Annotated in this window: 22 protein-coding genes; 15 read left to right on the forward strand and 7 right to left on the reverse strand. The window is 65.3% G+C overall.

Annotated features, from left to right (window positions below):
- Nucleotides 1–602: 602 nt before the first annotated feature.
- Nucleotides 603–1,604, forward strand: coding sequence for a type I glyceraldehyde-3-phosphate dehydrogenase (gene gap / locus KY389_RS11585; protein ID WP_219831122.1), 1,002 nt, complete (start codon nucleotides 603–605; stop codon nucleotides 1,602–1,604).
- Between the two features lie 62 nt (nucleotides 1,605–1,666).
- Here gap and KY389_RS11590 read toward each other — a convergent pair whose 3' ends face one another.
- Nucleotides 1,667–1,984 carry an antibiotic ABC transporter gene (locus KY389_RS11590; RefSeq protein ID WP_219831123.1) on the reverse strand — a complete coding sequence of 106 codons (318 nt, stop codon included), beginning with the start codon at nucleotides 1,982–1,984 and terminating at the stop codon, nucleotides 1,667–1,669.
- Between the two features lie 153 nt (nucleotides 1,985–2,137).
- Here KY389_RS11590 and pyrC point away from each other — a divergent pair, with 153 nt between their 5' ends.
- The 9 genes from pyrC (at nucleotide 2,138) to KY389_RS11635 (ending at nucleotide 11,646) form a co-directional block, all read left to right on the forward strand.
- Nucleotides 2,138–3,181 carry a dihydroorotase gene (pyrC, locus tag KY389_RS11595; protein ID WP_219831124.1) on the forward strand — a complete coding sequence of 348 codons (1,044 nt, stop codon included), beginning with the start codon at nucleotides 2,138–2,140 and terminating at the stop codon, nucleotides 3,179–3,181.
- Entirely contained in the window at nucleotides 3,178–3,849 is a 672-nt protein-coding gene (locus KY389_RS11600) for an orotate phosphoribosyltransferase (RefSeq protein ID WP_219831125.1), read from the forward strand. Before pyrC ends, KY389_RS11600 begins: the two co-directional genes overlap by 4 nt.
- Nucleotides 3,850–3,961: 112 nt before the next feature.
- Nucleotides 3,962–5,446 (forward strand): replicative DNA helicase, encoded by a 1,485-nt coding sequence (locus KY389_RS11605; protein ID WP_219831126.1) that lies wholly within the window; start codon nucleotides 3,962–3,964, stop codon nucleotides 5,444–5,446.
- Entirely contained in the window at nucleotides 5,437–5,793 is a 357-nt protein-coding gene (locus KY389_RS11610) for a DMT family protein (protein ID WP_219831127.1), read from the forward strand. The genes KY389_RS11605 and KY389_RS11610 overlap by 10 nt, the downstream gene beginning before the upstream one ends.
- A 162-nt stretch (nucleotides 5,794–5,955) precedes the next feature.
- The gene (locus KY389_RS11615; RefSeq protein ID WP_219831128.1) at nucleotides 5,956–7,152 is read left to right on the forward strand and encodes a multidrug effflux MFS transporter; all 1,197 of its coding nucleotides are present in this window, start codon (nucleotides 5,956–5,958) and stop codon (nucleotides 7,150–7,152) included.
- A 160-nt stretch (nucleotides 7,153–7,312) separates the two neighbouring features.
- Nucleotides 7,313–8,710 carry a helix-turn-helix domain-containing protein gene (locus KY389_RS11620; protein ID WP_219831184.1) on the forward strand — a complete coding sequence of 466 codons (1,398 nt, stop codon included), beginning with the start codon at nucleotides 7,313–7,315 and terminating at the stop codon, nucleotides 8,708–8,710.
- A 187-nt stretch (nucleotides 8,711–8,897) separates the two neighbouring features.
- Nucleotides 8,898–10,187, forward strand: coding sequence for a DUF5930 domain-containing protein (locus KY389_RS11625; protein WP_219831129.1), 1,290 nt, complete (start codon nucleotides 8,898–8,900; stop codon nucleotides 10,185–10,187).
- Nucleotides 10,177–10,680, forward strand: coding sequence for a bactofilin family protein (locus KY389_RS11630; protein WP_219831130.1), 504 nt, complete (start codon nucleotides 10,177–10,179; stop codon nucleotides 10,678–10,680). Before KY389_RS11625 ends, KY389_RS11630 begins: the two co-directional genes overlap by 11 nt.
- A gap of 114 nt (nucleotides 10,681–10,794) precedes the next feature.
- Complete coding sequence (locus tag KY389_RS11635; RefSeq protein ID WP_219831131.1) at nucleotides 10,795–11,646, forward strand: fumarylacetoacetate hydrolase family protein; 852 nt, start codon at nucleotides 10,795–10,797, stop codon at nucleotides 11,644–11,646.
- Nucleotides 11,647–11,833: 187 nt separating this feature from the next.
- On the opposite strand, the gene KY389_RS11640 is transcribed toward KY389_RS11635, so the two are convergent.
- From KY389_RS11640 to KY389_RS11655, 4 genes are all read right to left on the reverse strand, one after another.
- Complete coding sequence (locus KY389_RS11640) at nucleotides 11,834–12,655, reverse strand: DUF2189 domain-containing protein (RefSeq protein ID WP_246588087.1); 822 nt, start codon at nucleotides 12,653–12,655, stop codon at nucleotides 11,834–11,836.
- A 69-nt stretch (nucleotides 12,656–12,724) separates the two neighbouring features.
- Nucleotides 12,725–13,216, reverse strand: a complete 492-nt coding sequence (gene coaD, locus KY389_RS11645; protein WP_219831133.1) for a pantetheine-phosphate adenylyltransferase — start codon at nucleotides 13,214–13,216, stop codon at nucleotides 12,725–12,727.
- Nucleotides 13,217–13,312: 96 nt separating this feature from the next.
- Entirely contained in the window at nucleotides 13,313–13,774 is a 462-nt protein-coding gene (locus KY389_RS11650) for a CBS domain-containing protein (RefSeq protein ID WP_219831134.1), read from the reverse strand.
- 54 nt (nucleotides 13,775–13,828) lie between these two features.
- Nucleotides 13,829–14,740: a LysR family transcriptional regulator gene (locus KY389_RS11655; RefSeq protein ID WP_219831135.1), complete on the reverse strand. Its 912-nt coding sequence runs from the start codon at nucleotides 14,738–14,740 to the stop codon at nucleotides 13,829–13,831.
- A gap of 102 nt (nucleotides 14,741–14,842) precedes the next feature.
- Here KY389_RS11655 and KY389_RS11660 point away from each other — a divergent pair, with 102 nt between their 5' ends.
- From KY389_RS11660 to mmsB, 5 genes are all read left to right on the forward strand, one after another.
- Nucleotides 14,843–16,342 carry a CoA-acylating methylmalonate-semialdehyde dehydrogenase gene (locus KY389_RS11660; RefSeq protein ID WP_219831136.1) on the forward strand — a complete coding sequence of 500 codons (1,500 nt, stop codon included), beginning with the start codon at nucleotides 14,843–14,845 and terminating at the stop codon, nucleotides 16,340–16,342.
- A gap of 87 nt (nucleotides 16,343–16,429) precedes the next feature.
- Complete coding sequence (locus tag KY389_RS11665) at nucleotides 16,430–17,560, forward strand: carboxylate-amine ligase (RefSeq protein WP_219831137.1); 1,131 nt, start codon at nucleotides 16,430–16,432, stop codon at nucleotides 17,558–17,560.
- Nucleotides 17,561–17,646: 86 nt separating this feature from the next.
- A complete protein-coding gene (locus KY389_RS11670) occupies nucleotides 17,647–18,792 on the forward strand; it encodes an acyl-CoA dehydrogenase family protein (protein WP_219831138.1) in 1,146 nt (381 codons plus the stop codon).
- 2 nt (nucleotides 18,793–18,794) lie between these two features.
- Nucleotides 18,795–19,802, forward strand: coding sequence for an enoyl-CoA hydratase/isomerase family protein (locus KY389_RS11675; RefSeq protein ID WP_219831139.1), 1,008 nt, complete (start codon nucleotides 18,795–18,797; stop codon nucleotides 19,800–19,802).
- Nucleotides 19,799–20,668: a 3-hydroxyisobutyrate dehydrogenase gene (gene mmsB, locus KY389_RS11680; RefSeq protein WP_246588088.1), complete on the forward strand. Its 870-nt coding sequence runs from the start codon at nucleotides 19,799–19,801 to the stop codon at nucleotides 20,666–20,668. Before KY389_RS11675 ends, mmsB begins: the two co-directional genes overlap by 4 nt.
- A 32-nt stretch (nucleotides 20,669–20,700) precedes the next feature.
- Here the strand turns inward: mmsB and recN are convergent, their stop codons facing one another.
- Complete coding sequence (gene recN / locus KY389_RS11685) at nucleotides 20,701–22,347, reverse strand: DNA repair protein RecN (protein WP_219831141.1); 1,647 nt, start codon at nucleotides 22,345–22,347, stop codon at nucleotides 20,701–20,703.
- A gap of 32 nt (nucleotides 22,348–22,379) precedes the next feature.
- Complete coding sequence (locus KY389_RS11690; RefSeq protein WP_219831142.1) at nucleotides 22,380–23,228, reverse strand: outer membrane protein assembly factor BamD; 849 nt, start codon at nucleotides 23,226–23,228, stop codon at nucleotides 22,380–22,382.
- Nucleotides 23,229–23,325 lie beyond the last annotated feature (97 nt).

A 23,325-nucleotide genomic window follows, 5' to 3' on the forward strand; every position in this document is an offset into this window, starting at 1 on the left:
TGCAAAACCCCGACAATCTGTTCTTCGGTAAAACGTGATTTGCGCATCGTCTGTTCTCCTTGTTCTCACGAACGTTATAAGAACAAACTCTCCTTTTGAATGGCCCGGATTCTTGGGGGCAGGTCAGATCGCCAACGGGATGGCCCGAACCATCCATTCCCTGCCGAACAACCGGCCGACTTTACCGGGCCGCATGACGATCTGGCAGGACCGCTTCCGGTTTCGCCGAAACCGCCATCATCTGTCGCTCCATCTCCGCTCTTGGCGCGGTGGCAGGCACGATGCTGATCGACGAAATGGCTGAATGGAGACAGGACTGCGGCAGGCGATCTTCAGGGCGGCAACGGTCGCGGCACGACATGACCCGCGCCTGACATCCTTTGCCGATCGGCCCGGCACGGCCGTCCTGACCGCCATCGTCAGAACGCCCATCGCCACCGCACAGGCCCTGCGCAAAGCCCTCGGACATGAGCTGCTGCGACGGACCGAGCGATAGCGCTGCCAGGATTGGTCAAGGCCGATCCTTCGCGCTATCCGCGTTTGCATCGTGCCTGCTTGTTGGCTAGAGGGTGGCAACCGTCATCTGCTCAGGAGGGATACCCATGGCAGTCAAGGTCGCCATCAACGGCTTCGGTCGCATCGGACGCAACGTGCTGCGCGCGATCGTCGAATCGGGCCGCACCGATATCGAGGTCATAGCCATCAACGATCTGGGCCCGGTCGAGACCAATGCCCATCTGCTGCGTTACGACAGCGTGCACGGCCGGTTCCCGGCGACCATCACCGTCAGCGGCTCGACCATTGATGTGGGCCGCGGTCCGATCGAAGTCACCGCCATCCGCAACCCTGCCGAACTGCCCTGGGGCCATGTCGATGTCGTCATGGAATGCACCGGCCTCTTCACCTCGAAGGACAAGGTTCAGCCTCACCTGGAAACCGGTGCCAAGCGCGTGCTGATCTCGGCACCTGGCGACAACGCCGACAAGACGATCGTCTATGGCGTCAATCATGACAGCCTGACCGCCGACGATCTGATCGTCTCGAATGCCAGCTGCACGACGAACTGCCTGTCCCCCGTCGCCAAGGTGCTGAATGACGCCATCGGCATCACGCGCGGTTTCATGACGACGATCCACAGCTATACTGGCGACCAGCCGACGCTGGACACGATGCACAAGGATCTGTATCGCGCCCGCGCCGCCGCGCTGTCTATGATCCCGACTTCGACCGGCGCGGCCAAGGCCGTGGGCCTGGTTCTGCCCGAACTCAAGGGCAAGCTGGACGGCGTCGCGATCCGCGTGCCGACCCCCAATGTCTCGGTCGTGGACCTGACCTTCGAGGCCGCCCGCGACACAACGGTCGAAGAGATCAACGCCGCCATCAAGGCCGCGGCGGACGGCCCGATGAAGGGCGTTCTGGGCTACACGACCGAGCCGCTGGTCTCGTCGGATTTCAACCACGATCCGCATTCCTCGGTCTTCCACATGGACCAGACCAAGGTGATGGAAGGCCGCCTGTGCCGCATCCTGACCTGGTACGATAACGAATGGGGCTTCTCGAACCGCATGTCCGACACGGCGGTCGCGATGGGCAAGCTGATCTGACCCACTCTCAAATGCAGACAGGCCCCCGTTTCGGGGGCCTTTTCCATGCGCGGCAACGGGATTCAGCGAAGCTTCGAGGTCGTCAGGCGGCGCGAATTGGCCCGGGTGCGACGACCATAGGGGCGCAGGGCCGCCGACAGGACGCGTTCGGCGCTGTGCCCGCGCATCCCGGCGCTGGCCATGGCATAAAGCGACTCGCTGGCGGCAGCCTGCTTTTCGGCGACCATCCGGAAAGGCTCGCCGGGGGATTGGGCCATGATGCCCATCATGCCCGCCATGCGCAGGCCGATGACCGTATTGGCCTCGATCGCCATACGGGCGAATTGGGTGACAAGTCGCATCTGGGCGGCCGGCAGGATCAGGGGGAAAATCGGGGTCATGCGGAAGTCCTTGTGTTGCCGGGCGAAGACCCCCGGACCGCGCGATCTTGCATTTGAAAGCGCCTTCACGCAACTGCCACTCCCATCATGGGTTCCCGAATTCTTGATATGCCCGCTTGGCAAGAGGGGCAGGGCGTGATTAGAGGCGGGCTCATGACACGATCCCTGACCCTCCGACGCCCGGACGACTGGCACCTGCATCTGCGCGATGGCGCGATGCTGGCAGCGGTCGCGCCCCATTCCGCGGGCTTTGGCCGCGCGATCATCATGCCCAATCTGGTGCCGCCCGTCACGACCGGCGCACAAGCCGCCGCCTATCGCGACCGCATCCGCGAAGCCCTGCCCCCGGGCGCGGCGCTGGACCCGCAGATGACACTGTATCTGACCGACACGACCGACCCGGCCGATGTGGTCACGGCCTTTCGCCAAGGGATCATCCGCGCGGTCAAGCTCTATCCGGCGGGGGCGACGACGAACAGCGCCTCGGGCGTGACCGATTTCGCCCGCGTCCAGCCGGTGCTGGAGGCGATGGCCGAGGCGGGCGTCACGCTCTGCGTGCATGGCGAGGTCACGACGCACGAGGTCGATATCTTCGACCGAGAGGCCGTGTTCATCGAGACTGTCCTGGACCCGCTGCGCCGCCGCATCCCCGGCCTGCGCGTGGTCATGGAGCATATCACCACGCGCGAGGGCGTCGCCTATGCGCGTTCGGGCGGCGACGATCTGGCGGCGACGATCACGACGCATCATCTGGTCATCAACCGCAACGCGATCCTCGCGGGCGGCATCCGCCCGCACTACTACTGCCTGCCCGTCGCCAAGCGCGAGGAACACCGGCTGGCCCTGCGCGAGGCCGCGACCTCTGGCGAGGGGCGCTTCTTCCTTGGCACCGACAGCGCCCCTCATGCCGACAGCGCCAAGCTGCAGCCCTGCGGCTGTGCGGGCTGCTTTACTGCGCCCAACACCATGTCGATCCTGGCCCAGGTTTTCGAGGACGAAGGCGCGCTGGACCGGCTGGAGGCCTTCACCAGCCTGAACGGCGCGGCCTTCTACCGCCTGCCCCCGAACAAGGACCGGATCACCCTGACCCGCCGCGACATACCGGCCGAATATCCTGCCCGGATCGAGGCGGGCGGCGAGACAGTCACCGTCTTCGACCCCGGCTTCCCCCTCTACTGGCATCTGGAGGACAAATGAGCCTGACCTTCCCCGCGCGCGAGGAAATCGCCCGCCTGACCGCCCGGATGCTGCTGGAAATCAAGGCGGTCGATTTCAACGCGGCCCAGCCTTTCACCTATGCCTCGGGCCTCAAGGGTCCGACCTATGTCGATTGCCGCCGCATCATCAGCTTTCCGCGCGTGCGCGCCACGCTGATGGATTTTCTGGCCGCGACCGTCATGCGCGATGCGGGCTTCGAGGCCTTCGACAATGTCGCGGGCGGCGAGACGGCGGGCATCCCCTTCGGCGCGCTGGTCGCCGAACGGCTCGGCCTGCCGATGACCTATGTCCGCAAGAAACCCAAAGGCTACGGCCGCAATGCCCGCATCGAGGGCGTGATGACCGAGGGCCAGCGGGTGCTGCTGGTCGAGGATCTGACCACCGATGGCGGCAGCAAGCTGTCCTTTGTCGATGCGATCCGCCAGACGGGCGCGACCTGCGCGCATACCGCAGTGGTGTTCTATTACGGTATCTTCCCGGAAACCGTGCAACGTCTGGCCGATCAGGGCGTCACGCTGCATCATCTCTGCACCTGGTGGGACGTGCTGGCCGAGGCGCGTGCGCAGGACGCATTCGACGAGGCCACGCTGGCCGAGGTCGAGGCTTTCCTCAATGATCCGCGCACCTGGCAGGCCGCCAACGCCTGACTTATCCACAGGTTCTCCACAAAAGCGCGCACCGGAATTTGCGGCGGGCCGATTTCGCGACCCGCCGCTATGCTTTACACTGGGCACGACCAGAACAAGGACAGGATCGGCCATGAGCAGTATTCGCGCGATCATCCCCGGCCAGACCGAGGACGACGCCAAGCAGGCAGTCCCCTTTTCGCTGGAAGCCGAACAGCAGCTTCTGGGTGCGCTTTTGACAAACAACGACGTGTTCGACCGGGTCAGCCAGATCGTCCGCGCCGAGCATTTCTACCACCCCGTCCATGCCCGCATCTTCGAGATCTGCGCCGAACGCATCCGTCGGAACGCCTTGGCCAGCCCGGTGACGATCAAGGCGTTTCTGGAACACGACGAGGGGCTCAAGGATCTGGGCGGCCCGGCCTATCTGGCGCGCATGGCGGCGGCCGCGATCAGCGCCTATGCCGCGCGCGACTATGCCCAGATGATCCGGGAATTCGCACTGCGCCGCGAATTGATCCAGTTGGGTCAGGACATCGCGGCCCGCGCCGCCACCGTCGAGGTTGGCGACGATGCCGAGGAACAGATCAAGGCTGCGGAACAGACGCTTTACAAACTGGGCGAATCAGGCGTCGCCGAGCGCGGCTTTCAAAGCTTCCTCAAGGCTGTGACGGGCGCCGTTCAGGCTGCCAACGCCGCCTATCAGCGCGATGGCAAGTTGTCGGGCATCTCGACCGGTCTGATCGACCTGGATGCCAAGATGGGCGGTCTGAACAATTCCGATCTCATCATCCTGGCGGGGCGTCCCTCGATGGGCAAGACCTCGCTGGCAACGAACATCGCCTTCAACATCGCCAAGGCGCACAAGATGGGCGAACGTCCCGACGGCACCTATGGCACGGTCGAGGGCGGCATTGTCGGCTTCTTCAGCCTCGAGATGTCGGCCGAACAGCTTGCCGCCCGCATCCTGTCCGAAGCTGCCGAGGTGCCGAGCGAACGCATTCGTTCAGGCAATATGGACGAGGCCGAATTTCGCCGCTTTGTCGAGGCCGCCCATGCGCTGCAGAACTGCCCGCTTTATATCGACGATACGCCAGCGCTGCCGATCAACCAGCTTGCCGCCCGCGCGCGCAAGCTGAAGCGGACCCAGGGGCTGGACGTGCTGATGGTGGACTATCTGCAGCTTCTCAAGGCCGCGACGGCCAAGGATAGCCGCGTGAATGAGGTCTCCGAGATCACACAGGGACTGAAGGCCATTGCCAAGGAGCTGAATATCCCGGTCATTGCCCTGTCCCAGCTGAGCCGTCAGGTCGAGAACCGCGAGGACAAGCGCCCGCAATTGTCGGACCTGCGCGAATCCGGCTCGATCGAACAGGATGCCGACATCGTGATGTTCGTCTTCCGCGAGGAATATTACAGGGAACGGGAAAAACCTTCTGACAGCGATCTTGATGCGATGGCAAAGTGGCAGCAGGTCATGGAACAGGTCCATGGCAAGGCCGAGGTGATCCTGGGCAAGCAGCGCCACGGCCCGATCGGCACGGTCGAACTGGCTTTCGAGGGGCAATTCACCCGCTTCGGCAACCTCGCCAGGGATCGCCAGAGCCGATGGGACTGAACCTTCCCGTTCCGGTCGTGACGATCGGATTGCTGCTTTTGTCGAACATCTTCATGACGGTGGCCTGGTATGGCCACCTCAAGTTCAAGACCGCGCCGCTGGTCACGGTGATCTTCATCAGCTGGGGCATTGCCTTTTTCGAATACGTGATGCAGGTGCCCGCCAACCGCATCGGCCACGGCCATTTCAGCGCGGCCCAACTCAAGACCATACAAGAAGTGATTAGCCTCTCGGTCTTTGCGATATTTTCGTGGCTCTATCTGGGCGAAAGACTGGGCTGGCAGCACGGCGTCGGCTTTTCGCTGATCTGCCTGGGTGCCTGGTTCATCTTTCACGATTTCGGCTGATCCCGCATATCGGGGGAGGCCCGGAGGGGGCGCTGCCCCCGCCGGCGGGGGGTCCGGGGGGCGGCGCCCCCCGGCCACAGCACACGCCTGCAATCTACACAGCCGACGGTCAGGCTTGCAGCTTCCTGCACATGATGCAATTCCTTGCATCAGGAGAACCCCATGCCCGCCATTCGCACCCCCCCGCATCTCTTGACACTGGTCGCCCTGTCAGGGGTGTCCGCGCTTTCGATGAACGTCTTCCTGCCCTCGCTTCCCGGCATGGCGCGTGATTTCGACGTGGATTACGGGGTCATGCAACTGTCGGTCTCGGCCTATATCGGGGCCAGCGCGGTGCTTCAGCTTCTGGGCGGCCCGATCAGCGACCGTTACGGGCGCCGCCCGGTGGTGATCTGGGGTCTGATCGGCTTTCTTCTGGCCACGGTCGGCACGCTGCTGGCGACCACCGTGACGGTCTTTCTGATCTTCCGCCTGCTGCAATCGGTCATCACCGTCTGCATGCTGGTGCCCCGCGCCGTGATCCGGGATCTCCATGACGGCGACCGGGCAGCCTCGATGCTGGGCTATGTCACGATGGGCATGGCCGTGGTGCCGATGATGGCCCCGGTCTTCGGCGGTGTCCTCGACGAGCTTTTCGGCTGGCAGGCGAATTTCGCCGTGATGGGCCTTCTGGGCATCGCCGTGCTGGTCGTCACCTGGCGCGACATGGGCGAGACCGTCCGCGGCGGAGGCCTGCCCATGCGCCAGCAGATTCAGAACTACCCGGCCTTGGCCCGCTCGCAACGATTCTGGGGATACTGCCTCGCGGCCACGCTGTCCTCGGGGGCGTTCTTCGCCTATCTCGGCGGCGCGCCCTTCGTCGGCGATCAGGTCTTCGGCCTGACGCCTGCGCAGGTCGGCTACTGGTTCGCGGCGCCCTCGGTCGGCTATGTTCTGGGCAACTTCCTGTCGGGCCGCTACTCGGCGCGGCTGGGACTGAACCGGATGATCCTGATCGGCGCATCGCTCTGCTTCGCCGCGCTGGCGCTTGCACTGCTGACGGACCTTGCAGGTCTTTTGCAGCCCATGGTCTTCTTCGGCGCCATCGCCTTCATGGGCCTGGGCAACGGCATGGTCCTGCCCAATGCCAATGCCGGGATGATGAGCGTGCGTCCCGAACTGGCGGGCACGGCCTCGGGGTTGGGCGGCGCGCTGGCGGTGGCGGGGGGCGCGGCGCTTTCGGCTCTGGCGGGCGCACTCTTGCAGCCGGGCAGCGGCGCGGGGCCGCTTCTGGTGATCATGTGCGGCTCGGCGCTTGGCTCGCTGGTGGCGGTCTTCTGGGTGCTGATGCGCGAAAGACGGATCGGCCTCGGCGCGTGACAACCGGATCTTAAACCTATTGCGGCAGGGTGCGCACATGCGCCACCACCCCGCTCTTGCCCTGCTGCTGATCCTGACCCTGCTCTGGCGGGACATGCTGCCTCTTGCGGCGACGCCTTTGCAAAAGCTATCGCTTGATTTGCAAAGGAACGAGGCAGGAATGGCTGTGCAAAAGATCTATGCCGGCAGCGCGCTGCGCGAAACGCGGGCGCGGGCGGGGCTGACGCAAAGGCGCTTTGCCGAAACGCTTGGCGTCTCGCTGCCCTATCTCTCGCAGATGGAGAACAATCATCGCCCGATCAGCGCGGGGGTGCTGTTGCGCCTGGCACAGGAATTCGGCGTCGATCTGACGACCTTGGCGGCGGGCGACGCCGAACGGATGGTCATCGACATGCAGGAGGCGCTGGCCGACCCGCTTTTCGATGCCACCCCACCCCTGGCCGACCTGCGGCTTGCGGCGACCAATGCGCCGGTTCTGGCGCGGGCCTTCCTCGACCTGCACCGCGCCTATCGAGAGGGGCAGGAACGCCTTGCCGCGCTGGACGAAGCGATCGGCGCGGCCAGCCAAAGCACGCTGACAACCCCTTGGGAGGAGGTGCGCGACTTCTTCCACTATTGCGACAATTACATCGACGCCGTTGACCGTGCGGCCGAACATTTCGCCTGCCCGAACGGCCAGCGCGCAGACCCCTGGGCCCGCGCGGTCGAAGCCTTGGCCAGCCGCGACATCCGCGTTTCGCTGGTCGAACTGCCCTCCAGCGCTGTCTATCAACGCGAGGGCCGCGATCTGCGCGTGAACGCGGCAGCCGAGGTGCCGACGCGCGTTTTCCAGCTGCTGCATCTTGTGGCGCTTGAACGCCAATCGGACCTGCTGGAGGCGACGCTTGATCTGGCCCGCTTCCGCAGCAGCACGGCACGGGAGATCGCGCGCCTGGGGCTTGCGAACTACTTCGCCGGTGCGGCGCTGATGCCCTATCGCACCTTCCTGGCCGCTGCCCAGTCCGAACGGCATGATCTGGAACGGCTCGCACATCTTTTCGGCGCTTCCATTGAACAGGTGGCGCATCGTCTCTCGACCTTGCAAAGACCCGGCGCGAAAGGCGTGCCGTTCTTTTTCGTCCGCGTCGATCAGGCAGGCACCATCACCAAGCGCCATTCCGCGACAAGGCTCCAATTCGCCCGGTTCGGTGGCGCCTGCCCGCTCTGGAACGTGCACCAGGCCTTCGAGCAGCCGGGCCGCTTCCTGCGCCAACTGGCCGAAACGCCGGACGGCGTGCGCTATCTGCTTCTGTCGCGCGATGTGTCGAAACACGCAGGCGCCTTCAACGCGCCGGTTCGTCGTTTCGCCATCGGACTGGGCTGCGAGATCACCCATGCCCCAGGGCTTGTTTACGCCGACGGGCTGGATCTGACGCGCCCCCGCGCCTTCGAGCCGATCGGCATTTCCTGTCGGATCTGCCCACGCCCCGATTGCCACCAAAGGTCGGTTCCCCCTATCGACCGACCAATTCGCGTTCCGAAAGACCGAAGCGGATATCTGCCATATGAAATTGCATGACAATTTCGATAAATACCGTCGCTCTTCGGCGGAAAGCCGCGCTGGAAGGCGGGTATCCGCTCATCTCGGGCGCGCAAGGCTGATAGCCTGTTGCCAAGAAGGCACAGCTCCTGTTTACCGAACGCCGAATGGAAGGACCGCGCCCCTGCCCGAACGATGGCGCGCCGTCCGGGGACAGGGAACGCCTATGAACGTCTATGACCGACTGAACGCGTCACTTGGCAAATGGTTGCCCGAAAAGCGCATTTTCATTCGGTCGGACGATGGAACCCGTTTTCTGCGGCTTCGGCCGCTGACTCAACTGACAGGTCTTGGCGGCCTGACTCTGGTCTTTGGCTGGACGCTCGTCTCAAGCTCTCTGCTTGTCATCGACGCGATCAACGCGGGTTCGTCGCGCGATCACGGCCAGCTTGCCCAGGCCGCCTTCGAGCAACGCCTTCTGGACCTGTCGGCTGAACGCGATGCCCGCGCGGCCGAGGCCCTTGCGGCGCAAAACCGCTTTGCCGTTGCGCTCGAGCAAGTGTCGCAGATGCAATCGCAGCTTCTGCAATCCGAGGAACGGCGCCGCGAACTCGAGGCCGGGCTGCACAATATCCAGGCCAGCCTGTCCGAATCTCTTGCCGAGCGTGGCGCGGACCGGCGCGTTGCGGGCCAAGGCGATCCTGTCGAAGCCGACCGGGCCGAGGAATTCTCGGTCGCGCTTGACATCCTGTCGGGCGAATTGCGCCAAGCCGCCGACCAGCGCGCCGCCGCCGTCCAGCAGGCCGAGGAGGCACGTCTTGCCGCCGAGGAACTGGTCGCAGAGCGTGACCGGATCCTGGCCCGCAACGACGAGATCCTGACCGAGCTCGAGAACGCCGTAACGATCTCGGTCAAGCCACTGGATGACGTTTTCCGCTCGGTCGGGATGAACCCCGACGAGGTTCTGCGCACGATTCGCCGCGGCTATTCAGGTCAGGGAGGGCCTCTGACGCCAATTTCGTATTCGACGCGGGGCAATGCGGCACTGAGCGAAGGCGAGCTCAGGGCCCGCCAGATCATCGTGACGCTGGATCAGATGAACACCTATCGCATCGCGATGGAGAAGCTGCCTCTGGCCATGCCTGTGCGCCAGAACTTCCGTTACACATCCGGCTTTGGCCGCCGTTGGGGGCGGATGCATGAGGGAATCGACATGGCCGGTCCCGTCGGCACGCCAATCCATGCCACCGGCGACGGTGTCGTGACCTTCGCCGGGCGTCTTGGTGCCTATGGAAACCTGATCAAGATCCAGCACGAGCTGGGGACCGAAACGCGCTATGCCCACCTGAATCGCATCTCGGTGCGCGTCGGCCAAAGGGTGTCGCAAGGAGAGCGGATCGGTGATATGGGGAACACCGGACGTTCGACCGGACCACATCTGCACTACGAGGTGCGTGTGAATGGTCGGGCCGTTGACCCGATGAGCTTCATCAAGGCAGCAGAAAATGTTCAGTAAGACACGCGTGACCGAACCCCGCCCTTCAACCAGCCCGGCACCGGCCGCAGCAAGTCCCGCGCCCGGTCAATCGCTACCCGAGCGTCCGGCCGCAGAGGGTTCCGCCGTCCCCTCGGCTGCGCCCAAGCCGCGAAGCGCACCTTCTATCCTGTCGGCCGATCTGCACGTGACCGGCAATCTGAAGACGCAAGGAGATGTGCAGATCGAGGGCATTGTCGAGGGTGATATCCGCGCCCATCAACTGACCATCGGCGAATCCGCCACCATCAAGGGCGAGATCGTGGCTGATGACGTAATTGTCCATGGGCGGGTCGTGGGCCGCGTGCGTGGCCTGAAGGTGCGCCTGACCGCCTCGGCACGGGTCGAGGGCGACATCATCCACAAGACCATCGCCATCGAATCGGGCGCCCATTTCGAAGGCTCGGTCCAGCGTCAGGACGATCCGCTGAGCAATGGCATCACGAAGAAGCTGGCGCCGCCGGCCGCTGAATAAGCTGCGTTCCGATTTTGCATCCGGCCCGCCATTGCGGGCCTTTTGCACGGGGATGCTCTTGACACGCCACGCGGCGATCGGCGTCCCCTGTCCCGAACGGCATGGGAGAGTGCGATGAAGCTGCTGCGTTATGGCCCAAAAGGCCAGGAAAAGCCTGGATTGCTTGATGCGTCAGGTCGAGTCCGCGATCTTTCCGCGCATGTCGCCGATCTGTCGGGTGAGGTTCTGACCAGGGCCGGACTGGCGCGCCTGGCCGCACTGGAACCGGAGGGCCTGCCTCTGGTCGAAGGCGTTCCCCAGCGGGATCTGCGGCTGGGCCCTTGCGTCGGCTGGGTCGGCAAGTTCATCGGGGTTGGTCTGAACTATGCCGATCATGCGGCCGAGGCCGGTATGCCGGTCCCATCGGAGCCGGTCCTGTTCAGCAAGTGGACCAGCTGCATCGCCGGGCCCGATGACGACTTGCACCTGCCTTCCGGATCGGTGACAACCGATTGGGAGGTCGAATTGGGCGTTGTCATCGGCGATGGCGGCTGCGACATTCCGCAGGACACGGCGCTTGATCATGTGGCGGGCTATTGCGTGGTCAACGACATTTCCGAACGCGACTGGCAGATCAATCGCGGCGGCACCTGGGACAAGGGCAAGGGCTATGACGGTTTCGGCCCGATCGGTCCCTGGCTGGTCACCCCTGACGAGATCCCCGATATCGCCGCCTTGACGCTGTGGCTCGATGTGGACGGCCAGCGCCGTCAACAGGGCTCGACCGCAACGATGATCTTCGGGCCCGCCGAAATCGTCGCCTATTGCTCGCGCTTCACGCGGCTGATGCCGGGCGACGTGATCACGACCGGCACACCGCCGGGTGTCGGCATGGGGCAGAAGCCACCGGTCTATCTGCGTGCCGGTCAGGTCATGCGGCTGGGCATCGACGGGTTGGGCCAACAGACGCAGCGCGTCCTGGCGTGAGAGCCGCTCGACCATTATCGGGCGGGCCAAGGTAGCGGCGCTGCCGCCACGATTCTTCGGCAGCAGACCGCTGCAGGCGGTCCCGACTACCGGCCCCTGCTCCACGTCACGTGCTGGCAGCCAAAGCGCCGCGACGCATGGCTGTCGGCCAATCTGCGATTGATGACGCCGATGGCGACGCGGATAATCATACAGGCCAGGGTTGATCGCGCTCGAGATCGGGCATCAACCGCCGATAGAGGTGCCAGGTCGCGTGACCCAGCACCGGCAGCACGATCAACAGCCCCAGGAACGCGGGCAGAATGGCCGCAAGGATCAGTGCCGCGATCACGGTGCCCCAGATCGTCAGCACACCGAAATTCAACCGCACGGCCTTGATCGAGGTCGTGATCGCTGTGACGAAATCGGTCTCGTAATCCAGCAGAAGCGGCAGGCCTACCACGGTAAAGCTGAACAATGCCAGCGCAAAGCCCGCTCCGATCAGCGTCCCGATGGCCAGCATGGCCAGCCCCCTGCCCTGAAACAGGATCGCGGTCGAGCTGGTGACATTGGTCAGCGACGCCGTTCCCAGAAAGATCGCAAAGATCGTGTGCGCGACAAAGACCCAGAACATGAACATCAACAGGATAACCATTGCCATCGAGGGGATCTGCCGGTCCTTCTGCGCGATCACGATGCGACTGACGCTGCGCCAGTCCAGTTCCTGGCCCAGCTCGATCCGGCGACTGACCTCGTAGAGTCCGACCGCAGCGAAGGGCGCGATCAGCGGGAAGCCCAGGATGAAGGGGATCAGCCACCAATCGCTGCCGACTGCCGTGGCCACCGCGACCAGCGCCAGCCCGCCCAGCACGTAAAAAGCCGAGAACAACAGCCCGAAGGCCGGCGCCCGGCGAAAGTCGCGCCAGCCCGCCGCCAGCGCGAAATGAAGATCCGAGACGCCGATCCTGACCGGATCGGGCAACGGATCGGGCTCGTCTTTCAGACGTCCGGGCATGTCGTATCGCGCCATCATTTCACCTCGAATTCAGCGCGTTCGAGGAAAGGATAGCGCCCGATCCGCCGTCCCAGCAACGATTCGTCAGGCGTAGCGCGCGACCAGGGCCGCGCGGACGGCGGGGCTGACAAACTTGGACACGTCGCCGCCCAAGCGCGCGATTTCCTTGACCAGCTTGGATGCGATGGCCTGACGGCGTGCATCCGCCATCAGAAAAACCGTCTCGACCCCGCTATCGAGCGCACGGTTCATGCCGACCATCTGGAACTCGTATTCGAAATCCGCGACGGCACGCAGGCCGCGTACGATCACCCCCGCGCCCACGTCGCGCGCGCAGTCGATCAGCAGGTTCTCGAAAGGATGGACCACGATCTCGCCGCCGGTGCGGGCCGCGATCTGATCGCATTCGGATCGCACCATCGCCACCCGCTCATCAAGGTCGAACAGCGGCCCCTTGTCGCGATTGATCGCGACGCCGATCACAAGCCGATCGACCAGCGCCATGGCGCGCTGGATGATGTCGATATGGCCCAATGTGATCGGATCGAAAGTGCCGGGATAGAGGCCGATGCGCATGAAATCGCGTCCTTGTTCAGGGTCGTGGGCTCAGGCAAAGCGCATTTGCCCCCTGATTGCAAGGATGTGATCGCCAACGGCCGGGTCGGCCCTGCGTCACGCGCCCATGATCATGCCGGTCAGGGCCTCCTTCTCGGCGGCCAGTTCCTTGAGGCGGCCGCTGACGGCGTCCCCGATCGAGATGACGCCCAGCATCTCGCCCTGCTCGTCCACGACAGGCATGTGGCGGAACCGGCCTTCAGTCATGCGTTCCAGGATGGTCAGCGCGTCATCGCCGGTGGTGCAGGTCTGGACGCTGCGCGTCATGAATTCGCTGACGGGGTAAGACAGGATTTCGGCCCCGTGCTTGCCCAGTTGACGAACGATGTCGCGTTCCGAGAGAATGCCCTCGGGACGCTTGCCATCGGTCGAGACCACCACGGCACCGATGCGTTTTTCGGCCAGCAGACGGGCCGCGTCGGCCATCGTGGTGTCGGGCTGGATCGTCACGATCAGGGACGGATCAATCCAGGGTTTCGCGCTATCCGACTTCATCGACAGCAATTGCCTGACAAGCATGACGCCCTCCTCACGGCTTGGTTATGTTCATCCTTTTCGCCGAATCGCTTCGCGTCAAGTCTGCGCATCCTCCGGCGCGGCGACCAACGCTTCGAGCCTTGCGACCTCGGCCCGGATACCGTGGGCCAGCGCATCCGCCAGCAGGCTGAGCCGGCGCGAGGCCCGGTCATCGGCATGACGGATCAGCCAGAAGCTGCGCCGCAGCGCGATCCGATCGGTCAGCACGCGCCGCACTCCCGGCGCAAAAGGGATGGCGAAGTCGTGCACGATCCCCAGCCCTGCTCCCGCGCGCACCGCCTGCATCTGGACCGCGACCGAATTGCTGCTGATCTGGGCGACCTCGACGCCGGTGGCCGACAGGTAATCCAGCTCGCGGTCAAAGATCATGTCGGGAATATAGCCGATCATGCGATGCCTGCGCAGGTCTTCGAGGCTCCGCAGCGGCGGGTGGCGTGACAGATAATCCCCATGCGCGGCCAGATGCAGCCGGTAATCCACGAGCCTTTGCACCATCAGCCGTCCCGTATCGGGGGGCGAGACCGCGATGGCCATGTCGGCCTCGCGCCGGGTCAGGTTCACCACGCGCGGCAGGGCAACGATCTGCACCTCCAGCCCCGGATGGGCGGCGCAAAGATCCCGCGCCACCTGCGGCAGCAGGTAATTCGCGCAGCCATCCGGCGCCCCGATCCGCAATTGTCCGGTGATCCCCGCCTCTTGCGAGATCGCCTCGGCAGCGGCGGCGGCGGCTTGCTCGGCGGCCTCGGCGGGCGCGACAAGACGCGCGCCCTCGGCCGTCAGCGCATAGCCCTGCGGGGTCTTGAGAAACAGCGGCGCCCCGACCGCGCCTTCCAGCCGCGCGACACGGCGCCCCACGGTCGAGGCATCCATCCCCAGCCGCCGCCCCGCACCCGACAGGCTCTCCGTCCGCGCGACCGCCAGAAAGATCCGCAGGTCGTCCCAGTCCATCGCCCGACCCTTTGCATAATCGCAAAACCTATTTGCTACCTTGCCCCTTTATCCGGCAATTCCGCAAGACTAACCTGCGCCTGACGCTTTCAGGAGGATGCGATGCACGAAATTCACCACTGGATCGACGGTGCCGAATACAAAGGCACGTCGGGCCGCTTCAGCGACGTGTTCAACCCTGCCACCGGAGAGGTTCAGGCCCGCCTGTCGTTGGCCAGCAAGGCCGAACTTGACCACGCCATCGCCCGCGCTGCCGAAGCCCAGGTGAAATGGGGCGCGACCAACCCGCAGCGGCGCGCCCGCGTGATGATGGAGTTCGTGCGCCTGATCAACCGCGACATGAACCAGCTGGCCGAGGTTCTCTCCTCGGAACACGGCAAGACCTTCCCTGACGCCAAGGGCGACATCCAGCGCGGCCTCGAGGTGATCGAGTTCTGCATCGGCGCGCCCCATCTGCTCAAGGGCGAGTTCACCGACAGCGCCGGCCCCGGCATCGACATGTATTCCATGCGCCAGCCCCTTGGGGTGGTCGCAGGCATCACGCCCTTCAACTTCCCCGCCATGATCCCGCTGTGGAAGATGGGTCCAGCCCTCGCCTGCGGCAATGCGATGATCCTCAAACCATCCGAGCGCGACCCCTCGGTTCCGCTGATGCTGGCCAGGCTGCTGCAAGAGGCCGGGCTGCCGGATGGCGTGCTGCAGGTGGTGAACGGCGACAAGGAGGCGGTCGATGCGATCCTCGACAGCCAGGTCATTCAGGCGGTGGGCTTCGTCGGCTCCACGCCGATCGCGCAATATATCTATGAACGCGCCGCTGCGACCGGCAAGCGCGCGCAATGTTTCGGCGGCGCCAAGAACCACATGATCATCATGCCGGATGCCGACCTGGATCAGGCAGCCGACGCGCTGGTCGGCGCGGGCTATGGGGCCGCGGGCGAACGCTGCATGGCGATTTCGGTCGCGGTGCCGGTCGGCGAAAGGACCGCCGATGCCCTCATCGAGAAACTGGTGCCCCGGATCGAAAAGCTGAAGGTCGGCCCCTGGACGGCCGGAAACGACATCGACTACGGTCCCGTCATCACCAGAGCCGCGAAAGAGAACATCCTGCGCCTCGTCCAGTCGGGCGTGGACCAGGGCGCCGAATTGATCGTAGACGGCCGCGACTTCAGCCTGCAAGGCTACGAGAACGGTTTCTTCGTCGGCCCGCACCTCTTTGACCGCGTGACCCCGGATATGGACATCTACAAGACCGAGATCTTCGGCCCGGTCCTGTCCACCGTCCGCGCCGACAGCTACGAAGAGGCGCTGAAACTGGCCATGGACCACGAATATGGCAACGGCACGGCGATCTTCACCCGCGACGGCGACTCGGCGCGCGACTTCGCAAGCCGGGTGAACATCGGCATGGTCGGCATCAATGTGCCAATCCCGGTGCCCTTGGCCTATCACACCTTCGGCGGCTGGAAGAAATCCGGCTTCGGCGACCTGAACCAGCACGGCCCGGACGCGTTCCGCTTCTACACGCGGACCAAGACCGTAACCGCCCGCTGGCCCTCGGGCATCAAGGAGGGCGGAGAGTTCAACTTCAAGGCAATGGACTGATCTTCTCCGTTGCCGAAATACCCGCGGGGGTCCGGGGGCGGCAAGCCCCCGGCCATCGCGGGACGCAACAGGGCACAGGGCCGGACGATGACTCAGACCCCCGATTTCACGCTCGGCATCGAAGAGGAATACCTGCTCGTCGATGCCGATACAGGCCGGCTGGCCGCCGCCCCCGAGGCGCTGATGAAAGCCTGCAAGCAGGCCCTGGGCGATCAGGTCAGCCCCGAATTCCTGCGCTGCCAGATCGAGATCGGCACCCCCGTCTGCCCCGACATCCGCACCGCCCGCGACCATCTGCGCCGCCTGCGCGCGACCATAGCCGACAAGGCCGCCGAACACGGCCTGGCGCCCATCGCGGCCGCCTGCCACCCCATGGCCGACTGGCGCGACCAGGATCATACCGACAAGGACCGCTACAACCAGCTCTCGCGCGAGATGGGCGGCGTGGCGCGGCGAATGCTGATCTGCGGGATGCATGTCCATGTAGGCATCCCCGAACAGGCGCAGCGCATCGACCTGATGAACCAGTTCAGCTATTTCCTGCCGCATCTGCTGGCGCTGTCGGCCTCCAGTCCCTTCTGGCAAGGCGAGGATACCGGTCTTGCCTCCTATCGCACCACGGTCTTCGGCGACATGCCGCGCACCGGACTGCCGCCTGCCTTCGGATCCTGGGACGAATACGACCGCTCGGTCACGGCGCTGACCCGGCTGGGGATCATCGAGGACAGCAGCAAGATCTGGTGGGATCTGCGTCCCTCCTGCAAGTTCCCGACGCTGGAGACGCGGATCTGCGACGCCTGCCCGCGTCTTGACGATGCCATCACGCTGGCTGCGCTGATCCAGGCGACGCTGCGGATGCTGTGGCGGCTGTCTCGCCGCAACCTGCGCTGGCGGCGCTACGACAGCTTCCTTCTGTCCGAGAACCGCTGGCGCGCGGCGCGCTATGGCACGACCGAAGGCCAGATCGATTTCGGCGCGGGCGACATCATCCCCTTCGAGCAGATCGCCGAGGATTGGCTGGCCCTTGTCGCCGAGGATGCCGATGCGTTGGACAGCCAACCCGCCGTGGCCCACCTGCGCGACATGGTCGCCCGCGGCACCTCGGCCGAGAGACAGCGCGCCACCGCCGCCGGCGCCCGCGAGGCCGGCGCCGATCCGGCGCAGGCCCTGCGCGCCGTCACCCGCCACCTGATCGAGGAATTCCGCCATGACCTTTAGACGCAGTCGGTTCCCTTGCAACATTCTGGCAATATCTGCCAATTAAACATCTGTTCAATTCGCGCTCATCTGGGGAGGGATGCCGCATGGATTTTGCGCTCAGCGAGGAACAGCAGGCCATTTTCGACATGGCGCGCGATTTCGGGCAGGCCCGGATCGCCCCCCATGCCCGCGCCTGGGAAGAGGCCGGCACGATCCCCCGCGATCTGTGGTCCGATGTGGCCGAACTGGGCCTGGGCGGCCTCTATGTCTCCGAGGATCACGGCGGCACGGGCCTTTCGCGCCTTGACGCCACGCTGGTCTTCGAGGCCCTGTCGATGGCCTGCCCCTCGGTCGCGTCCTTCCTGTCGATCCACAACATGTGCGGCGGCATGATCGACAAGTTCGGCGATGACGCGGCCCGCGAACGCTGGCTGCCGCGCCTCTGCCGGATGGAGACGATCTTCAGCTATTGCCTGACCGAACCCGGCAGCGGATCCGACGCGGCAGCTCTGCGGACCCGCGCGGACCGTGACGATCAGGGCTGGCGGCTGAACGGAGCCAAGGCCTTCATCTCGGGCGGCAGCTATTCCGACGCCTATATCGTCATGGCCCGCACGGGAGGTGACGGCCCGCGCGGCATCAGTGCCTTGATCGTGGAAAAGGGCACGCCCGGCCTCAGCTTCGGCGCGCTGGAACAGAAGATGGGCTGGCGCGCGCAACCGACGACTCAGGTGCAGTTCGACGATTGCGTGATCCCTGCTGCCAATCTTCTGGGGCAGGAGGGACGCGGCTTTTCCTATGCGATGGCGGGTCTGGATGGCGGGCGGCTGAACATCGCGGCCTGCGCACTTGGCGGCGCGCAGGCGGCCCTGGACGCGACGCTGACCTATATGGGCGAACGCCGCGCCTTCGGCCAAAGCCTCGACCAGTTCCAGGCGCTGCAGTTCCGCCTGGCCGAGATGGAGACCGCGCTGCAATCCGCCCGCATCCTGCTGCGTCAGGCCGCATGGAAGCTGGATCACGGCGCCAAGGACGCAACGAAATTCTGCGCCATGGCCAAGCTGCACGTCACCGACCGCGCCTTCGAGGTGGCCAACCAGTGCCTGCAACTGCATGGCGGCTATGGCTATCTGGCCGATTACGGAATCGAGAAGATCGTGCGCGACCTGCGCGTCCATCAGATTTTGGAAGGCACGAACGAGATCATGCGCGTCATCATCAGCCGCGCCCTTCTGGCCGAAAGGGGCTGAGAATGGACGACCTGGACATCCGCGTCGTGGGACGCGCGGGCCGCATCACCTTCACCCGCCCCAAGGCCCTGAACGCGCTGTCGCATCCGATGGCCTTGGCGATCCACGCCGCGCTGGACCAGTGGCGCGACGATCCCTCCGTGGCGCTGGTCATTATCGATGCCAAGGGCGACCGCGCCTTTTGCGCAGGCGGCGACATCGCGGCGGTCTATCACGCCGCCCGCGCGGGCAATCACGCCGAAGGGCGCAACTTCTTCCGCGACGAATACCGCATGAACGCGGCGATCGCGGATTACCCCAAACCGATCGTGGCCTTCATGCACGGTTTCGTGATGGGCGGCGGCGTGGGGGTGGGCGGCCATGCAAGTCATCGCGTGGTGGGTGACACGACCCGCATCGCCATGCCCGAAAGCGGCATCGGCCTGATCCCCGATGTCGGCGGCACATGGCTTCTGGCCCATGCGCCTGGCCGGATCGGGGAATATCTGGCGCTGACCGGGGCGCGGATGGGGCCCGGCGATGCCATCCATGCCCGCTTCGCCGACATCTACCTGCCCGAATCCGAATGGCCCGCCCTGATCACCAGGCTCGAGGAAACGGGCGACACCAGTCTGATTCAGGGCCTGACGCCCCCCGAAAGCCCGCTGGCCAGGCGCGACCTGTCGCATTTCGGGGGCGACGACATCAGCCAGATCATCGCCGCGACCGAGGCTGTGGGGGACGACGAAGCGCTTCAGGCGCTGCGGCGCAACTCGCCCCTGTCGATGGCGGCGGGCCTGGCGATGGTGCGCGCCGCGCGGGGGGATGGGCGGATGCAGGATTCGCTGACCCGCGAATACCGCTTTACCTGGCGCGCCACTGCCGAAAGCGACTTTCTCGAAGGCGTGCGCGCGCAGATCATCGACAAGGACCGCCAGCCCCGCTGGCAGGCCCCCGCCACAGCCGAAGCGGTCGCGGCCATTCTGGCCCCGCTTGGCGAACACGAACTGACATGGAAGGACAGCGCATGAAGATCGGCTTTATCGGTCTGGGCAATATGGGCGCGCCCATGGCCCGCAACCTGGCCGCTGCCGGGCACGAGGTCACGGGCTTCGACACGGCCGCCCCCGACCCGGAAGGCGTGACCCCCGCCACCAGTGCCGCCGAGGCCGCGCGCGATGCCGATGTGGTCATCACGATGCTGCCCAACGGCCAGATCCTGCGCGCGGTCGCGGATCAGGTGATCGGCGCGATGAAGCCCGGCGCGGTGCTGTGCGACTGCTCGACCGTCGATGTGGACAGCGCGCGCGCCGTCGCAGCCCAGGCCCGCGCGGCGGGTCTGGGCGCGCTGGACGCGCCTGTCTCGGGCGGGATCGGCGGCGCGCAGGCCGGCACGCTGACCTTCATGGTCGGCGGGGCAGAGGCCGATTTCGCCCGCGTCCTGCCCCTGTTCGAGGTGATGGGCCAGAAGGCCGTTCATTGCGGCGAGGCGGGCGCCGGACAGGCAGCCAAGATCTGCAACAACATGATCCTGGGCGTCACCATGATCGCCACCTGCGAGGCCTTTGCGCTGGCGGACAAGCTGGGGCTGGACCGGCAGAAGATGTTCGATGTGGTCTCGACCAGTTCGGGCTACAGTTGGAGCCTGAACGCCTATTGCCCCGCCCCTGGCGTTGGTCCGACCTCGCCCGCAGACAACGATTACCGGCCGGGCTTTGCGTCAGAGCTGATGCTCAAGGATCTGAACCTGGCGCGTCAGGCCGCGGAATCGGTGGCGGCGGAAACGCCGATGGGGGCGCTGGCGCGCCAGATCTACGAGGATTTCGTGGAACGCGAAGACGGCAGGGGCCGCGACTTTTCCGCAATGTTGCCCCGCTTCGTCGCAAGGAACGGCTAAAAGGCAGACGGGCGGTTCGGATCGGGCCGCCCTTACCCGTTCAACAGCGCCCGCGCCGCCTGAGACGCAGCCTTGGTGATCGTCTCGCCTGACAGCATACGCGCGATCTCGGTCACGCGCTCGGCTTCGGTCAGGGCACGAACGGTCGATCGGGTCATCCCGTCCGAAACCGATTTCGACACCTGGAAATGCACCGCCCCGAGGGCCGCAACCTGTGGGGAATGGGTCACGACCAGAACCTGCGCGCCTTCCGCCAAGGCCTTCAGACGCCGCCCCACCGCATCGGCGGTGGCACCGCCCACCCCCCGGTCGATTTCGTCGAAGATCATCACCAGCGCGTCATTGCCGCGCGCCAGACAGACCTTGAGCGCCAGAAGAAAGCGCGACAATTCCCCGCCCGAGGCGATCTTGTCCAAGGGACCAGCAGGCGCGCCGGGATTGGTCGCCACGGTGAACGCCACGGCATCGGCCCCCTCCGGCCCCGGTTCGGCAGGTGTCACACGGGTCTGAAACACTGCGCGCTCCATCCGCAACGGCGCCAGTTCGGCACTGACCGCCTGATCCAGCCGCGACGCAGCCGCCATGCGGGCGGCGGTCAGCTCGGCACAGGCAGCGGCATAGGCGGCCTCGGCCTCGGTGGCGGCGCGACGCAGCGCGTCGATCCGCGAGGCACCCGCGTCGATCCTCGACAGACGTTCGCGCAACTGATCGGCCAGACCTGCCAGATCGTCGGGCAGAACGTCATGCTTGCGCGCCAGCGCACGCAGGGTGAAAAGCCGCTCTTCTGTTGCCTCCAGGGCGGCGGGGTCGAAATCCAGCGCCGACAGCGCGTCCTCGACGCCGCGATGCGCCTCGCCCAATTCGATCAGTGCGCGCGAGAGCGCCGCCAGCGGTTCGTCCAGCCGCCCCTCGGCACGGTCGGCAGCCCCTTCCAGCCAGCGATGCGCGTCAAGCATCGCACCTTCGGCCCCCTCGGCACCCAGCATCTGCAAGGCGCGGGCGACATCGCCCCGGATGCGCTCGGCCGCCTGCATGGCACGCCGGGCGGTGTCCAGCTGGGCCTCTTCACCCACCAGGGGGGCCAAGGCGTCCAGTTCGGCGACCGCGTGGCGCAGGAAATCCTCTTCGGCGCGGGCAGCGTCCAGCGCGGCCTCGGCCTCGGCCAGATCGCGCATGGCGCTGCGGCGGGCGGCCCATGCGGCGCGCACCGGGCCCAGATCCAGCGCGCCGAACGCATCCAGCATTGCGCGATGGCCGCGCGGGTTCAACAGGCCGCGGTCATCGTGTTGACCATGCAGTTCCACCAGAACCTCGGAGAGGGCGCGCAGAACCTCGCCCGAGACGCGGCGGTCATTCACCCAGCCGGTCTTGCGACCGTCCAGTGCGTTCACGCGGCGCAGGATCAATTCGTCATCGTCGATCTCGATTCCGGCCTCGGCCAATATTCTGCGGGCGGGATGGGCGGCGGGCAGGTCGAACACGGCTGTTACCTCGCCCTGGCTTGCACCGTTGCGGACCAGATCGGCACGCCCGCGCCAGCCCAGCACAAAACCCAGGCAATCCAGCAGGATCGACTTGCCTGCCCCGGTCTCGCCGGTCAGCACGTTCAGGCCGGGACGAAAGCCCAGTTCCAGCCGTTCGATCAGCAGCATGTCGCGGATGTCCAGCGATCGCAGCATGTCGGGGCCTCAGGCGGCGGCGGGGCCCGGCATCACAGCCAGCGCCCCTGAATGGTCTGGCGATAGATGTTGGTCAGCCAGCTTTCGCCGCGCATCTCGGGCGAGAGGCCGCGCCCGCGCAATTGCCTGAAGGCATCCTCGTAGAAGGGCGAGGACTGGAAGTTGTGCCCAAGGATCGCGCCCGCGGTCTGCGCCTCGTCCAGCAGGCCAAGGGCCAGATAGGCCTCGACCAGTCGCATCAGCGCCTCGGGGGTCATGGTGGTGGTCTGGAATTCCTCGACCACGACGCGGAAGCGGTTGATCGCGGCGGCGTAATGGCCACGTTTGAGGTAGTAGCGGCCGATTTCCATTTCCTTGGCAGCAAGGTGGTCGAAGGCCAGGTCGAATTTCAGGATCGCGCTGCGGGCATATTCGCTGTCGGGATATTCCTCGATCACCGTGCGCAGGCTGCGCAGCGCCTGAAAGGTCAGGCCCTGGTCGCGGCCCACATCGTCGATCTGGTCGTAATAGGACAGAGCCAGAAGATACTGCGCGTAAGCCGCTTCCTCGTCACCGGGATAGGTGTCCAGGAAACGCTGCGCCGCGCCACGCGCCTCTTCGTAATTGCGTGCCTTGTGATGACCATAGGCCTGCATCAGCAGCGCCCGGCGCGCCCATTCGGAATAGGGGTAAAGGCGCTCGATCTCGCTGAAATAGAAAACGGCATCGGCGGGTCTGCGGCTGTTTTCAAGCTCGAACTCACCGCGTTTGTAGATCTCTTCGGCGGTGAACCGGTCGAGATTCTGGCGCAGAACGCCGTCGCGGCTGCCGGCGCAGCCGGACAGGAGCCCGCCCGCCAGAACGATCGCAACCACCGAAGCCAAGAATTTCGAGCGCGCCATCCTGATCCTGTCCTGCGATGTCACCAGTCGTCCCGCCTGCCGCGGTGATGCCGGCACCTCCTAGCACAGAACATCAGGGGGCGCAAAATGGCAATCC

The organism is Paracoccus bogoriensis (assembly GCF_019431455.1).
GTDB lineage: Bacteria > Pseudomonadota > Alphaproteobacteria > Rhodobacterales > Rhodobacteraceae > Paracoccus > Paracoccus bogoriensis.

Coding starts and splice junctions, on each gene's coding strand:
- KY389_RS11650 (WP_219831134.1), bottom strand. CDS start 13,774: ATGCTTGTCAGGCAATTGCTGTCGATGAAGTCGGATAGCGCGAAACCC.
- KY389_RS11660 (WP_219831136.1), top strand. CDS start 14,843: ATGCACGAAATTCACCACTGGATCGACGGTGCCGAATACAAAGGCACG.
- KY389_RS11640 (WP_246588087.1), bottom strand. CDS start 12,655: ATGGCGCGATACGACATGCCCGGACGTCTGAAAGACGAGCCCGATCCG.
- coaD (WP_219831133.1), bottom strand. CDS start 13,216: ATGCGCATCGGCCTCTATCCCGGCACTTTCGATCCGATCACATTGGGC.
- mmsB (WP_246588088.1), top strand. CDS start 19,799: ATGAAGATCGGCTTTATCGGTCTGGGCAATATGGGCGCGCCCATGGCC.
- KY389_RS11635 (WP_219831131.1), top strand. CDS start 10,795: ATGAAGCTGCTGCGTTATGGCCCAAAAGGCCAGGAAAAGCCTGGATTG.
- KY389_RS11665 (WP_219831137.1), top strand. CDS start 16,430: ATGACTCAGACCCCCGATTTCACGCTCGGCATCGAAGAGGAATACCTG.
- gap (WP_219831122.1), top strand. CDS start 603: ATGGCAGTCAAGGTCGCCATCAACGGCTTCGGTCGCATCGGACGCAAC.
- KY389_RS11600 (WP_219831125.1), top strand. CDS start 3,178: ATGAGCCTGACCTTCCCCGCGCGCGAGGAAATCGCCCGCCTGACCGCC.
- pyrC (WP_219831124.1), top strand. CDS start 2,138: ATGACACGATCCCTGACCCTCCGACGCCCGGACGACTGGCACCTGCAT.
- KY389_RS11610 (WP_219831127.1), top strand. CDS start 5,437: ATGGGACTGAACCTTCCCGTTCCGGTCGTGACGATCGGATTGCTGCTT.
- KY389_RS11655 (WP_219831135.1), bottom strand. CDS start 14,740: ATGGACTGGGACGACCTGCGGATCTTTCTGGCGGTCGCGCGGACGGAG.
- KY389_RS11630 (WP_219831130.1), top strand. CDS start 10,177: ATGTTCAGTAAGACACGCGTGACCGAACCCCGCCCTTCAACCAGCCCG.
- KY389_RS11615 (WP_219831128.1), top strand. CDS start 5,956: ATGCCCGCCATTCGCACCCCCCCGCATCTCTTGACACTGGTCGCCCTG.
- KY389_RS11620 (WP_219831184.1), top strand. CDS start 7,313: ATGGCTGTGCAAAAGATCTATGCCGGCAGCGCGCTGCGCGAAACGCGG.
- KY389_RS11605 (WP_219831126.1), top strand. CDS start 3,962: ATGAGCAGTATTCGCGCGATCATCCCCGGCCAGACCGAGGACGACGCC.
- KY389_RS11675 (WP_219831139.1), top strand. CDS start 18,795: ATGGACGACCTGGACATCCGCGTCGTGGGACGCGCGGGCCGCATCACC.
- recN (WP_219831141.1), bottom strand. CDS start 22,347: ATGCTGCGATCGCTGGACATCCGCGACATGCTGCTGATCGAACGGCTG.
- KY389_RS11590 (WP_219831123.1), bottom strand. CDS start 1,984: ATGACCCCGATTTTCCCCCTGATCCTGCCGGCCGCCCAGATGCGACTT.
- KY389_RS11625 (WP_219831129.1), top strand. CDS start 8,898: ATGAACGTCTATGACCGACTGAACGCGTCACTTGGCAAATGGTTGCCC.
- KY389_RS11670 (WP_219831138.1), top strand. CDS start 17,647: ATGGATTTTGCGCTCAGCGAGGAACAGCAGGCCATTTTCGACATGGCG.
- KY389_RS11690 (WP_219831142.1), bottom strand. CDS start 23,228: ATGGCGCGCTCGAAATTCTTGGCTTCGGTGGTTGCGATCGTTCTGGCG.